Here is a 14,884-nt window from a genome sequence, read left to right on the forward strand (position 1 = left end):
GACAATACATCAGAAAGCGTTACTTGGTCGATCGCCAATCTAACGCCAGGAATTCCAACGCTATCTGAGGCTTGGTGGAAGATATAACGCCGGCTCAACTTCCAAATCGCAGGATATCAGTTCTGGAATTTTCATCATTTTTCATAGGTTTGTAGTGACGGCGCAGAGTCTTCTTCAATGTAGATTAAGGACTGAAGCTATTACTACAAACAACGTCACATTTCGGAAAAATGACAATTTTTTTAACTTATGTTAGGTATCTACACGAATCCTACCGATCGCCCTTTTTTCATTCAACAGCCAAAGGATCTCGCCACATCAGCATTTCCGGTTAACAACGACTTGCTCAACCGAGCGATCGATCCATTCAATGTTTCTAGTTATAGTGCTGCATCTAGCTTTCCTAAGCTCCCAACATTCAGCACCGACCAACAGACACAAACTGCGGATTTTATTGTACCTAATGCCAGCCCTGGCTTCACTTACTCTGTGAGCGATGCTCAACTCAAACCGCAGTCACAGTCAGCGAGCGCAAACACAGATCCGCTAACAGGAACGATATCTGCTTCTGGGTTGAATTTCGCCGATCCAGGTAACTCTCTTTTGACAGCTCGTAATGTTGTTGGCGTTCAGAACGGTAGCATCAGCTTAACTGATTTTGTCGGCATAGGCGATCGCGACGATTTCTACCGATTCGATATCAACACTAATAGCAATTTTAGCCTGCATCTCGACGGTTTGGCGGCGGATGCTGACGTAGATCTAATTCAAGATAGAAACAGCAACGGTGTAGTGGAAGATGGTGAATTAATTGGCTACTCTCAAGAGAGTGGCACCGCCCCCGATGGGATTAATTTATCCAATCTGGATCGAGGGACATACTATGTCCGAGTCTTTAGCTACTCAGGCGACTCTACCAATTACAACCTGACTATTTCTGCAACACCTGTTCCTGTATTGCCCGATCTTCCTACACCTAACGGTGTTTTTAATGGCAATTACGGCTACGGTTTAGTGAATGCAAATGCAGCAGTTACCCGCACGCTGAACCGCTCAACTCTCTTCCCTGATGTTCCTAATTTGATCGAAAATAATTGGGGGGTAGACGCTATAAATGCGCCCGATGTTTGGGAGCAGAACATTACAGGAAACGGGATTGTTGTAGCTGTCGTGGATAGTGGTGTTGACTACTACCATAGCGACTTGGATAGTAATATTTGGCAGAACCCTGGTGAAATTGCGGACAATGGCATCGATGACGATCGCAACGGATTTATTGATGATATTCGGGGTTGGGATTTTGTGTATAACGACAACTACCCAATAGATCTGGATATCTACGGTCACGGCACTCACATAGCAGGTGCGATCGCGGCGGAACGAAATGATTTTGGCATCACAGGAGTTGCCTACAATGCCAAGATTATGCCTGTCAGAGTGATAGACAGCTTTCGTGACGCCTATACGAATAATGTTGCTGCTGGAATCCGCTATGCTGCTGATAATGGAGCAAATGTAATTAACCTCAGCTTGGGAAATGAGTTTTACCCTTCCCAGGATGAGAATGACGCAATTGAGTATGCAAATAACAAAGGCTCTGTTGTGGTGATAGCAGCGGGAAATTCTGGTTTTAGCCAACCAGCTTATCCAGCTCGTAATGCCGATCGCTGGGGAATTGCCGTGGGCAGTATTGATATAAACGGCAGCATGGATTACGACTCTAACCGTGCGGGTTCCACACCTTTGGATTACCTAGTTGCTCCGGGAGTAGACATCTATTCTACAACTCCCTATGACACCTATGACATCCTAACTGGCACATCTATGGCAACGCCACACGTAGCGGGTGTAGCGGCTTTAGTTTTGAATGCCAATCCGAATTTAACTCCGGGTCAAGTTGAGTACATTTTGACGACAACAGCTAATCCAAATGGGTTGACTGTATAGCATCGATCGGGTCAATGAGACAGGGGTATAAACCCCTTTCGTGGGACTACTACAATTGTGAGAAAATGAATCAGCCCTGCTTAATTCTTAATCTTATTCACATACCCCCACAAACTGTAATCGCGACTCAGCCAACCCCGGAAAAAAGCCATCTGAGTCGGATCTTCTTGCACCCGTTTGTAGCGGTAAATAATTCGTTCATTAATCATTTGCAGCGCGGTATTTCTGTTATTTGCCCCTTTTAGCGCTTCCTTGGTGCGCGAGTCAAAAACTCCCGTTTGTGGCAATCCTAATGCTTGCTGCAGAAAGGTAATTGAGTTATTAATACCGAAATTAACGGCGGTGTCAAACATGACGATCGCCAAAGCCGGCTGCATCGTGCCCGAAAGGCTCGAATCCCAGTAATATTGATAAATTTCTAGGAGCTCGGCTTCCGACATCTGCGTCACATCGAGAGGCGGAAGCCCACGACTGTAGCGGTAGGCGTTGTATTCCGTTTGCAAGACACCCCGATAAGTTCTCCCGCCCTTATCGGCAGGGTGATTGCTAAATCCGCCCTCAAAATATAGGGTGAAATAAAGAGCAGTTTGAAATAATTTCTGCCGAAAGCTGGCTGTCTGCTGCTGCTGTGCGAAAGTCTTTTGGGCAAAGGGTAAGGGGATTGCTAAGGTTAACAAGAGTATCCCCAGCAGGAGGTTTGGTTTCCACTTGATGTTATGTTGGCGCTGTATCGCTTGCTTGTCGCTCATAAATTCTCTGTGACGATCGCCCGTAATTCCGCTAAAACTGCTACTCTTCAAAATAATATAGATTCAACCTTTAACTTGATAGCACAGATAGGCCGCCAAATGAATTCCGATTTTCGCAACCAATCCGAAACACCCGAATTAGAAGATGCTGCATCGCTGACAGTCGTTGCAGAAACCTATTACTCTCAAGGCAATTTAGCAGCAGCCGTCGCTGCTTGTCGCCGAGCTCTGGAATTGCAACCGGATTGGGCGGCGGCTTACGTGACAATGGGCAATGTGCAGCAAGCAAGCGGCCAAATTGAGGAAGCGATGCGGTTTTATTCGGAGGCGATCGCTCTGAATCCCGATTTTGCTGAGGCTTATGCTAATTTGGGCAGTATGCTCTACAAACAAGGGCATTTGGTGGAGGCTATTGTCAATTACGAAAAGGCGATCGAACTTAAACCAAATTTGGCTGCTGCTTACTGGAATTTGGCAGGGGCACTGAAGCAGCAGGGGCAGCAGGATGCAGCGGTAGCATACGAGCAAAAAGCTCTCGAACTCAATCCCCATCTTGCTCAGGTAGATTTTCACTTAAATTTAGGAGATAAATTAGCGCGGCAAGGGAAGTTAGATGAGGCGGTGGCTGCATGGCAGCAGGCGATCGCATTTAAACCCGATTTAGCCGAAGCATACTGTCAAATTGGCCGAGTTTTGCGCCACCAGGGTCAATTTAAAGAGGCAATACCCAACCTTCAAAAAGCCCTAGAAATTAAACCCGATTTTATTTCTGCCCACCAACATTTGTGCGGCATCCTCAGAGATACTAGCAATTTAGCTGCCGCGCGGCAAGCCGTGCACCAATACAGCCAAATGTGTGCCGAAACCGATCCAATTATGACCGCGATTTACTTCATCAGTACCTATCAAGTGTCGGGATTGAATCAAATTGCGGGCGATCGATTTTTAGAGCTAGAGTCGTACTTGCAGCAAAACTTAGAAACCGCTAGCCCGGTGGAAATTAAATCGCTTTATGCAAATTTGTTATTCAGCACGCCCTATTTGCGAGATGACTTGGCGGCCAACTCAAAACTTTACAGATTAATTTCCCAAAAGTATATCGAGCAATGTATTAAACCTAATTTTTCTCAACCCGCAAATTACAGTTTCAAACCAAATGTTCCATCCAGCAAGTTAAAAATCGGCTTTTTGTCCAATCACTTTAGCCGCCATTCTGTAGGTTGGTGCAGCGCTGACATCATTCGCGAATTGTCCGACATCACACCCCATGTGTATTTGTACGCTTCCGAAAGAATTGTTCCTGACGATCGCACTCAGCAATTTGAAACTTGGGGCAAACTGACTTTTCCGACAACCTACCCGAACGGACTTGCCAATCCCGCAGAAATTATCGACAAAATTCAGCAAGATGAATTGGACGTTTTAGTTGATTTAGATTCTCTCAGCGTACCAGTTCACGCTGACATTCTCTACCAAAAACCCGCACCAGTTTGTGTTTCTTGGCTGGGATTTGACGCCCCTTACCTATCGCCGGAAAATTACTTTCTTACAGACTGGCATTCGCACCCAGCCGGGCGCGAAAAATATTATGACGAGCAGCTAATTAGGATGCCTGATTCCTTTGTAGCGGTGTCCGGTTTTCAGAGATATGGAGTCGATACCGTTGCATTGAGAAGGTCGCATCGGATCGGTTTGGATCAGATAGTTTACCTGTGCGTTGCACCAGGCAGAAAATTCAATCACGAGTTGGTACAAGCCCAAATTGCGATTCTCAAACAAGTGCCAAACAGTATTTTAATTCACAAAGCTTTAGGCGATGCTGCGGTGTTTGAGGCTGCCTATCACCAAGCTTGCGAAGCAGAAAAAGTGAGCAAGCACCGCATTAAGTTTTTGCCAAGGTTTGCTACTGAGGAAGAACACAGAACTATCTATTTGCTGGCAGATGTGTTGTTAGATTGTTATCCTTACAACGGAGGAACTCACACTTTAGAGGCTTTGTGGTTTAATTTGCCAGTGGTGACTCGCACAGGAGAGCAATTTTTGTCGAGAATGGGTTATTCGTTTTTGCAGACTTTGGGAATTGAAACTGGTGTGGCTTTGTCTTGGTCGGAATATGTGGAAGTTGGTGTAAAATTGGGTAAAGAACGTGAATTGAGAAATGCAATTAAAGCACAGTTGGTAAAATCTAAACTTCCAGCCAATTTGTCCCCGCTGTGGAATCCGAAAAAGTTTGCTGGTGATATGTATGCGGTGTTTGAAAAATTAGGTAAAATAGGATAAATGCTGACTAATGACTGATGACTTCAACACTGCCAACTATTAAGTTTTTAAAACAGCCGACTTCGGAAGCTTGGGTAGAACAGGCGATCGCCCATTTGGATACAATCTTATTAGACCATTCTCACTGCGAGCGGAAAGCGGCGGGAGTAGCGTTAAATTTAATGTTTCGCTACCCAGCAAGGGAAAAATTGGTGAGGATGCTAACGGCGATCGCCCGCGAAGAATTAGAGCATTTCGAGCAAGTCAACCAGCGGTTAGAAAAGCGCAACATCGCTTTGGGCCCTTTGGCTGCACCTCCCTACGGTGCCGGTTTGTCCGCCCAAATTCGCAAGCAGGAACCCGAAAGACTTTTGGATTCTTTGTTGGTTTCTGGTTTAATAGAAGCGCGCAGTCACGAACGGTTGGGGCTGCTGGGCGATCGCTGTCCCGACGCAGAATTAGCTAAGTTTTACCGCAGTTTGATGGCTTCGGAAGCGCGCCATTACGGGGTATATTGGATTTTGGCAACAACTTATTTCGAGCGGGATATTGTGATGCAGAGGTTGGAGGAATTATCATTAGTAGAGAGCGAGCTGCTGGCAAGTCTTCATCCCGAACCGAGAATTCACAGTTAAAATTTAGGTGCATTTAAAGACGGTAAAATACCAAAAATAACTAATTTTACATTGGCTCAGCTCAAAAAATAAATATACGTTGCAACCACCCATGAAAACCCAACATTTGGATTTTTTAATTCGTTCCTGGGAAACGCGCGATCGCGCTGAGGCGTTCTATTTAATTAGGGATGTTTTAGCAGAGTACGGTTTAAGATGCGAACCTCACGGGGCAGATCGAGATGTCTATGATGTAGAACTACATTATCACAATCAAGGCGGCGAATTTTGGGTAGTTGAACGCCAGGGTCAAATAGTGGGTACGGCAGCTTATTATCCGATTGAGCGCGGTAAGAATGCTGTGGAAATTCGCAAAATGTATATTTTGCCAGCAGCAAGGGGACAGGGTTTGGGGAAATTTTTACTGCAAGAATTGGAAAGTAAAATTATCGCTCGCGGTTTTGATGAAATCTGGATTGAAACTGCTAGCATTCTCAAAGAAGCTGTGAAAATGTACGAAAGTAGCGGATATCTACCGACAACAGGTGTGGAGACGCCAAGGTGCGATCGGGTTTACGTAAAATCTGTCGGTATAAAAAAACTATAATTACTAAAAATTACACCCTAAGTTTAATTTTTTTTCTGCCACAGAGGAATCTCAATTACAAATTCCGAACCTTCTCCTAATACAGAATGGTAAGAAAGCTTGCCGCCGTGTTTTTCTACTATAATAGAGTGCGAAATCGCCAATCCTAAGCCAGTTCCTTTGCCAATGGGTTTAGTAGTGAAAAACGGGTCAAACAAGCGCTTTTGCACATCTTCGCTCATCCCGGAGCCGCTGTCAGCTATCCATATGGCAACGCTGTTATTGTCGGTTAGTTGGGTGCGAATCGTAATTGCGAGATTTTTGGCGGTTCTATTGGATGTCTTCATCTCCATTTCCAATGCGTCTAGCGCATTGCTCAACAAATTCATAAATACTTGATTTAACTGACCGGGATAACATTCAACTAAAGGCAAATTACCGTATTCTTTAATCACATTAATTGTCGGATGATCGGCTTTATGTTTCAGGCGGTTTTGCAAAATCAGCAGCGTGCTTTCGATGCCTTCGTGAATGTCAACTTGTTTCTTTTCGGCTTCGTCAAGTCTTGAGAAAGTCCGCAGGCTCAAAACTATGTCGCGGATGCGATCGGCTCCGACTTTCATAGATGCTAAAATTTTCGGTAAATCTTCAATAAGATAATCAATTTCAAAGTCTTCCCTTGCATCTACAATTCTTGCGCTAGGCTGCGGGTATTCCTTCTGGTAAAGTTTCAGCATTTTTAGCAAGTTTTGAGTGTATTCGCTGGTGTAGCTGAGATTGCCATAAATAAAATTAACCGGGTTGTTAATTTCGTGGGCGACACCTGCTACTAACTGGCCCAAACTAGACATTTTTTCACTTTGAATTAATTGAGTTTGGGTGCGCTGGAGTTCGTGTAAAGTTTGTTCTAGCTGTTGAGTTTGAGCTTGAGCTAATCGGGCCGCTGTGCGGGTTTGGGTGTAGAGTTCGGCGTGGTCGATCGCGATCGCCAGTTGAGCAACTACCGCTTGCATCAGTTCGACTTCCGAGTCGCTCCAATTTCGCATGGACAGGGTTTGATAGCAGGTAATCACCCCAATATCGCCGGAAGCAGTATGAATTGGCAGGGACAGCACTGAGTTAAATTTTGAAGCCTGGAAAAGTTCGCGCAATTTTACATCTTCAAAAGTGCTAACATCATCAATTCGCAGAATTTCTCGTCGCAAAATCTGGCGCACAGCGAAACAAGATTTGTCGTCTATAAGATAAGTGCCGATAATAGTGGGCAAATCTACATTCTTGGCTTCAAAAGTTACGTCCCAAACCGGAGGATTCGTGTTGGGGCGATACCAAGTGAAAATGCACCAATCTAGGTGCATCAAATTGCGAATTTCTTGAACGGCGGTTTGTACAATGGTGTCTAAATCTAAAGAAGTGCGGATTTGGTTAGCAATTTGATTGAGCAGTAGTTCTCGCTGAGCTTGTTGTCTGAGCGCTTGTTCAGATCGCACTAAAGTTTCTTCTGCAAGTTTGCGATCCGTTAAATCTTGGAGCACTGCTTGGATGATTTTTTCATTTCCAACCTCGATGATTGTCAGCACGACTTCTGCGGGAAAATCAGTACCGTCTAAGCGCTGATGAACCCAATCAAAACGGTGCTTTCCCCGCTCAAAAGCGATCGCTATCATTTCGTTAACCAAGCTCAAAGAATCTCTGCCGTTGGGTTGGAAAAGAGGCGAGAGTTTGCCGGGATTTTGGCCGTACAACTGTTGCGGGGTAGTACAGCCGAATAGTTTTAGGGTGGCTGTGTTGGCATCGGTGATGGCATTGTCACGTAACATAAAAACGGGCAAACTGGTTAATTCGTAGAGCGATCGAAATTTGGCTTCCGACTGCTGCAATGCCGCTTCTGTTTGCTTGCGATCGGTAATGTCGGCAACCATTGCCAAAGCACCCACATAGCGTCCCTGTTTGTCAGCCAAAGAATTAGTAGAAACCATCGCCCACAAGTCCCTGCCGTCTCGGCTACGGAACTTAAAATCGAGCTGTTCGCGAATTCCTTCACGGCGGCGTTCGAGACTGACTTGTGCGAGTGCGATGCCTTCTGCATCCATGAAATCAAATAGCGACTTCCCGATCATTTCCTCTGGAGTGCAGCCGAGCATATCGGCCATTTTTTGGTTGACAAAAGTAGTTTTACTATCCGTATCTATCATCCAAATTCCTTCGTCTGCTGTCTCGACAATGCACCGATATTTTTCCTCGCTTTCCCTGAGCGCTTCTTCTGCTAATTGGCGAGCAGTAATGTTTTGAGTCATTAGCAATCCGCCGATAATTTCTTGCCGTTCGTTTCTGACTGGCAAAGCATAACCGAGGTAAACGCGATCGCTATAAATAATTTCTGTAACAACTGTTTGTCCTGCCAGTGCCGCCCGATAAGTTGGCTCGATATCAGCGCAAACATCTGGCTCGAATACTTCCCAGATTGTCTTGCCTTCCATGAGTTCTTTGGAAAGCCCCACTGCTGATAATTCTGTACCTTCTACCAGGGTGTAGCGCATTTCTGGATCGAACAACATCACCGCACCGTTGGGAAAGTTGCTTGCCATAGTGCGGTAAAGCTCTTCACTTTTTTGCAGCGCAGCTTCTGCTTGTTTGCGATCGCTAATGTCAATTATGACTGCACCGATGCCGAGAGCCTCGCCATCTTTGTCTAGCAAGGGAAAATAAGAGCCTGTCAGGTGCCGGACAAACCCCGGCTTTCTGGGATTGTCACCACTCATCTCGATATTAATTAAGGGTTGTTTCGCCCTCAAAATTTGTTCGTACAAAGGCTCTACAATAGGAGCGAGGTTCGGCAATATTTCCCGTACAGTCTTGCCTATGTGTTCTTCAGGACTCAGGCAGTTTATTTGTGCTAGAAATTGATTGATTTGCACGTACCGCAGTTGGGAGTCCAAAATGCAAAGTCCTGCAGGTGCCTCCTTCAAAAAGGCATCAAATAGTGCTTGTCTCTGGGCTAACTCTTGTTCTAAAGCTTTGCAAATACTGAGATCTGTTAAAGAGCAAATCATCCCCACAACTTCTCCCGTTTGGTCTTTCAATAGCGAAAGCATCAGGTGCGAGGAAAATATTTCTCCTGATTTGCGGCGTGTTATAACTTCTATTTCATGCTCGCCTTTTTTTTGTAGCGGTTTGATGATTTCCTCTAATAAAAATTCGTGCTTTTCAGGCGGGTAAATTAGAGAAATGTGCTGTCCGATAGCCTCAGTTTTTTCATAGCCGTATAACTTTTGGCAGGCTTGATTCCACATGGTGATCCAGCCGTCCATATCCGTAGAAATCACCGCTTCGTGAATTTGGTCGATAATTTGACTTTGGAGACGCAATTTTTCTTGAGCCTGTTCCAGTTCGGAAAATTTTTCTTCGAGTAGTTTCTGAGTTTTTTCCAGTTCCGCAGTCTGCTTGGTCAGCAATTTTTCTAGATGTGAATTGCTCTGTGGCGGCGCTGATTCCAGCGGTTCGCTATTTTCCTGCTGAGAACTAAAATTTTCTTCAGCGCTTAGCCAAATCGCGCACTCTCCCCCTATTTCAATTGCCCGCTCGGAAACTCGCACGGGTACGAGATGGTTATTTTTATGTTTGTATGCTGCTTCGCACAGGTGCGTATGGCTATTTTTTACTTGACATTCTAAATATTTTTCTGGGGGCGCGCACTGTGTTTGCTGAATTTCCCAGTAGTTGAGGTGGAGAGTTTCTGCAACTGTGCGGCCGATAATACTTGCAAAAGCTGGATTTACGTCGAGAAAAGTCCCGTCTGTCCGGCACAAGGCTAGCCCGATCGGGCTGAGTTGTAACAATTTGCGGTGGGAGCGATCGCGCTTGGCTTTTCCTAACTGGCTTTGCATCTGACCTAGCTGGACTTGATTTATTTAATTATATCTTTTTACGTTGTTTATTGCTGTGACTTTTATCCTTCATTAAGCAACAGAGAAGAAGGAAGAAGGAGGTCTTCCTTCTTCCTTCTATTAATCGCGGGCAAGACCTTCGGATCTGGCGGCTAACTGCACTGCACCGGCGACAGCAATGGCAACTCTTTCATCAAAAACAGACGGTATAATGTGCTCTTTGTCAAGCTGGGAAGGACTGACTAAAGAGGCGATCGCATAAGCTGCTTCCAAATACATAGTGGGCGTAATCGTGGTTGCTTTGCAGTCCAAAGCACCTCGAAATATCCCCGGAAATGCCAAAACATTGTTAATTTGATTTGGGTAATCGCTGCGTCCGGTTGCGATAATCGCCGCATCTTCCATAATTAATTCTGGCTGGATTTCGGGAATGGGATTTGCCATGGCAAAAACAATGGGATTCTCGGCCATCGAACGCACCATGGAACGGGTGACTACGCCGGGGGCGCTGACGCCTAAAAATACATCGGCACCGGCGATCGCATCTTCCAAAGTACCGCTTGAAGGCACGGCAAATTCTAGTTTTTCTGGGTTCATATCAGTGCGGTCTTCGGAGAGGATGCCTTTGGAGTCGCACATGATGATGTTTTGGGCACCTGCTTTACGCAGCAACCGGGCGATCGCAACTCCGGCCGCACCGGCTCCGTTAATCACGATACACACTTCTGCGATGGTTTTTTTGACGATTTTCAAGGCATTAATTAATGCTGCCAAACTGACAATTGCAGTGCCGTGCTGGTCGTCGTGAAAAATTGGAATATCTAAGGTTTCCCGCAATCTTGCTTCGATTTCAAAGCAGCGGGGAGAAGAAATATCTTCGAGATTAACGCCACCAAAAACCGGGGCGATATTCTGCACTGTGCGAATAATTTCCTCGGTATCTTGGGTATTCAAACAGATAGGAAAGGCGTCAATACCTGCAAATTCTTTAAATAGCATGGCTTTGCCTTCCATGACTGGCAGTGCGGCGGCAGCGCCGAGGTTTCCCAGTCCCAAAACTGCGCTACCGTCGGTAACAATGGCAACAGTATTTTGTTTGATTGTGAGGTTATAAACTTGTTGCGGGTCATTGGCGATCGCCGTGCAGATGCGGCCGACTCCAGGGGTGTATGCCATTGCCAAATCTGACTGGCGTTTGAGGGAAATTTTGCTAACTACGCTGATTTTTCCGCCGCGGTGCAAGTTGAAAGTGCGATCGTACACGTCGATCACTCTGATATCTGGCAGTCCTTTCACTGCTTGCACTATTTCTTCATTGTGCTCGAGACTGGAGGCATCGACGGTGATATCGCGAACGGTAGTGGCGCGGGTTTGCTCGATCAAGTCGATTTGACCGAAGTTGCCGCCGACAGATGCGATCGCGCTGGTGACTCTTGCCAGCATTCCCGGCTGGTTCGGCAGAGCAACCCGAATTGTTAAACTAAAGCTGGGATTTGGTGTCAGTTTTACCATGATGCCTTGATTTCAGATTTGAGAATTTCAATCTTAGATTTTATCCCCAATGTTAGGCATAAAATTTAATAATTCAAATTTTCAACTGAAATTTTTAACAAATTCTATGAGCTTGTGGTACGATCGCTCTGCACTGCCAGGGGTGTCGCTGGAAAACCAATCTTTTTTTGAGTAAATCTGTGCTCTGTTTCTAGCTGGTGACTCTCCCACAAACAGCCTATTTTCTGTCAATTTCCCAGCGAACCGCGAATATGAAGCGCGGGGGTAAAAACCGGGTTTCTGAGGTTAGAGTGCGGAAGTCTTATCTATTTTTGAGAATATTTCTGCTTATCCTGAACATCAGCAGATATTTCGCAAAAATCTATTTTCCAGCGATACCGCCTAATTCCTGCTGCTGTCTTTTGAAGCGAGACACCCAGGATAGTTGATGCGGTTTTTTGGTGGCCTTTATTGCGAATGTAAAAAGTAGATGCACGGCTGTTTTAGCCGGCAGGTAAAAATCTGAGCGACTGACAAGCGGGTCTTTGATATATATTTTGTCTGGTTTAACACTTGCCAAAGATTGCGAGTGCAACCTTGCAAACGCTCTAAATTACCTGCACGCTGTGCCCGATAATTCCAGGGACTGTAACTAACAGACAATCTACCCCGCCCCACCACGGGCACAGGTTCAGCCGAACCGTGTTGAGTTGCTGGTTGCTAAGTGTCAATTTTACCGATCGGCAGCAGCATCGGCCCATATAATTGTAAAGAATTTGCAAGCCAGACAATCTGGGGGAACTTTTTCTAAATCTTGCATATCTACTGGTTGCTCTGCTTCGCTGCCGGGGGGAACTATGCACAGAGCAACTTGTCCGACTCCAGCCATGAGTTCGGCAACTCGCTCCAAAATGCTGTCCATTTTTTCCATTAGTTGCTCTGCTGCATCCAGACTCGGCGCGATGATGAAAAAGGTTTTGACTCCATCGGGACAAGGGGCGAAGCCAAGGGTACACTCACGTAATAGTGCTTGGGTGGAGAGACTGAAACCGTCGTAGAAGCGATCGATTACTGCTTGATAAAAGGCTTGGGTCAGAGAGCGATCGCCAAAAATAGGTTGAGATAACATAACTACTTCCTTTCGTAGGATTTTTGGGAGCATTGAAAAAATTTTAACATACCTTAATGTAAGCGATTTAACAAAATGATCTAGCGATCGAGATCATTGACTAGATGTGATAATTTTTAATTTGTGTAGCGATCGCAACTGTGATAAAATGTACTCTGTGCTATTACCGTCAGTGCTTTTGATCGCATCAGCAGCTCAAAGCGAAGTACAAAATTTCCTAGTAGGTGAGGAGAGGAGGAGAGGAGGAGAGGAAGAGAACCAGAGGGAAATTACCTAAGTAGTAAGAGTATTATTGGCAAAAAGTCATTAATCTAGAGTTAAAAATAAACATCCAATCAAAATATTAAACATGAACTCGATCGCCCAACAGTTAAAAGCAAAATTTGAAAAAGCATTCACCGCTGCATTCGGCGAAAGTTATGCAGGTGCAGATCCGATGCTAGCTGCCGCCAGCAATCCCAACTTTGGCGATTTTCAGTGCAACGCGGCGATGAGTTTGGGGAAAAAGTTAGGAAAGCCCCCGCGGGCGATCGCCTCGACAATTATCGAAAACCTAGATATTACTGACATCTGCGAAACCCCAGAAATCGCCGGGCCAGGTTTTATCAATTTGAAGCTCAAACCCGCTTATTTGGAAGCGCAAATTAGTGAGATCGCGGCAGACTCGCGTTTGGGGATTGAACCGGCGAAAACGCCTCAGACAATCGCGATCGACTTTTCCAGTCCGAATATCGCCAAAGAAATGCACGTCGGGCACTTGCGATCGACAATCATCGGAGATGCGATCGCCCGCATCCTCGAATTTCAAGGCCACGACGTACTCAGAATCAACCACATCGGCGACTGGGGCACCCAATTCGGAATGCTGATCGCATACTTGCGCGAAGTTCACCCCGAAGCCCTCACAACCGCTGACGCCCTAGATTTAGGCGATTTAGTCGCATTTTACCGCCAAGCAAAACAGCGCTTTGACACAGACGAAACCTTCAAAGAAACCGCCCGCCAAGAAGTAGTAAAACTGCAAGCAGGCGCCGAAGACACCCGCCGCGCTTGGAAATTGCTGTGCGATCAATCCCGCCGCGAATTCCAAGTAATATACGACTTGCTCGATATCAAATTAACCGAACGCGGCGAATCGTTTTACAATCCTCTATTGCCCGCAGTCGTCGAAGATTTAACCAATCTAGGTTTGCTAGTAGAAAGTGACGGCGCGAAATGCGTTTTTGTAGACGGTTTTACCAACAAAGAAGGCGAACCACTGCCGCTAATCGTCCAAAAAACCGACGGCGGCTACAACTACGCGACAACAGATTTAGCAGCAGTGCGCTACCGCATCCAAAAAGACAATGCAAAGCGCTTAATTTATGTCACCGATTCTGGACAAGCAAACCACTTTGCCCAAGTATTTGCAGTAGCCAGAAAAGCCCATTGGATTCCCGAAGATGTCGAAATTGTGCACATTCCCTTCGGTTTGGTATTGGGCGAAGACGGCAAAAAACTCAAAACTCGTTCTGGGGAAACAGTGCGGTTGCAGGATTTGTTAGATGAGGCGATCGTCCGCACGCGCCAAGATTTAGAAGAGAGATTAAAAGCCGAAGAAAGACAAGAAACTGAGGAATTCATTGCTAACGTATCTCGAACAGTTGGTTTGAGTGCCGTTAAGTATGCCGATTTAAGTCAAAATCGCGCCAGCAACTATATTTTCAGTTACGACAAAATGCTCGCATTGCAAGGAAATACCGCTCCATATATGCTGTATGCTTACGTGCGCGTGCAGGGAATTCGCCGCAAAGGTGAGATTAATTTCGATAATTTAGATGCTGGTGCGAAAGTGATTTTGCAATCAGATGCCGAGTTGGTATTGGCAAAGCATTTATTGCAGTTGAATGAAGTTGTAAATGCTGTAGGCGGCGATTTGTTGCCGAATCGAATTTGTCAGTATTTGTTTGAATTGAGCCAAAAGTTCAATCAATTTTTTGAGCAATGTCCGGTTTTGAAAGCTGAGGAACCGTTGCGGACTTCGCGGTTGATTTTGTGCGATTTGACGGCGAGGACTTTGAAGCTGGGTTTGGAGTTGTTGGGGATTAAGGTGTTAGAAAGGATGTAAGTTTTTAACTCTTGTGAAACAGGCAAGATTCCAGGCGATGTAGATACTGTCTTGACCTGTCAAGGGGTAGCAGTCAAATAATTAGGATCGAAAGGCTTTTGGGACTTTAAAATCC

Annotated in this window: 9 protein-coding genes; 5 read left to right on the top strand and 4 right to left on the bottom strand. The window is 45.6% G+C overall.

The annotated features are described in order from the left end of the window. Positions 1–249: 249 nt before the first annotated feature. Positions 250–1,947 carry a S8 family serine peptidase gene (locus tag QUA33_RS21340; RefSeq protein ID WP_333150958.1) on the top strand — a complete coding sequence of 566 codons (1,698 nt, stop codon included), beginning with the start codon at positions 250–252 and terminating at the stop codon, positions 1,945–1,947. A gap of 80 nt (positions 1,948–2,027) precedes the next feature. Here the strand turns inward: QUA33_RS21340 and QUA33_RS21345 are convergent, their stop codons facing one another. After that, entirely contained in the window at positions 2,028–2,696 is a 669-nt protein-coding gene (locus QUA33_RS21345; protein ID WP_333150960.1) for a glycosyl hydrolase 108 family protein, read from the bottom strand. 99 nt (positions 2,697–2,795) lie between these two features. Here QUA33_RS21345 and QUA33_RS21350 point away from each other — a divergent pair, with 99 nt between their 5' ends. From QUA33_RS21350 to QUA33_RS21360, 3 genes are all read left to right on the top strand, one after another. Next, positions 2,796–4,976, top strand: a complete 2,181-nt coding sequence (locus QUA33_RS21350; RefSeq protein ID WP_333150962.1) for a tetratricopeptide repeat protein — start codon at positions 2,796–2,798, stop codon at positions 4,974–4,976. 17 nt (positions 4,977–4,993) lie between these two features. Further along, a complete protein-coding gene (locus QUA33_RS21355) occupies positions 4,994–5,590 on the top strand; it encodes a tRNA isopentenyl-2-thiomethyl-A-37 hydroxylase MiaE (protein WP_333150964.1) in 597 nt (198 codons plus the stop codon). Positions 5,591–5,681: 91 nt separating this feature from the next. After that, positions 5,682–6,176: a GNAT family N-acetyltransferase gene (locus QUA33_RS21360; protein WP_333097799.1), complete on the top strand. Its 495-nt coding sequence runs from the start codon at positions 5,682–5,684 to the stop codon at positions 6,174–6,176. Positions 6,177–6,199: 23 nt separating this feature from the next. On the opposite strand, the gene QUA33_RS21365 is transcribed toward QUA33_RS21360, so the two are convergent. The 3 genes from QUA33_RS21365 to QUA33_RS21375 all read right to left on the bottom strand — a co-directional run bounded on the left by QUA33_RS21365 (position 6,200) and on the right by QUA33_RS21375 (position 12,662). Then, positions 6,200–10,042, bottom strand: a complete 3,843-nt coding sequence (locus tag QUA33_RS21365) for a PAS domain S-box protein (RefSeq protein ID WP_333150966.1) — start codon at positions 10,040–10,042, stop codon at positions 6,200–6,202. A 120-nt stretch (positions 10,043–10,162) separates the two neighbouring features. Then, positions 10,163–11,554, bottom strand: coding sequence for a malic enzyme-like NAD(P)-binding protein (locus tag QUA33_RS21370; protein ID WP_333150968.1), 1,392 nt, complete (start codon positions 11,552–11,554; stop codon positions 10,163–10,165). Positions 11,555–12,266: 712 nt separating this feature from the next. Next, the gene (locus QUA33_RS21375; protein WP_333097804.1) at positions 12,267–12,662 is read right to left on the bottom strand and encodes a hypothetical protein; all 396 of its coding nucleotides are present in this window, start codon (positions 12,660–12,662) and stop codon (positions 12,267–12,269) included. 349 nt (positions 12,663–13,011) lie between these two features. Between QUA33_RS21375 and argS the strand changes: the two genes are divergently transcribed. Next, positions 13,012–14,769, top strand: a complete 1,758-nt coding sequence (gene argS, locus QUA33_RS21380) for an arginine--tRNA ligase (protein WP_333150970.1) — start codon at positions 13,012–13,014, stop codon at positions 14,767–14,769. Positions 14,770–14,884 lie beyond the last annotated feature (115 nt).

The sequence above is a fragment of the Microcoleus sp. Pol14D4 genome, from assembly GCF_036701245.1.
GTDB lineage: Bacteria > Cyanobacteriota > Cyanobacteriia > Cyanobacteriales > Microcoleaceae > Microcoleus.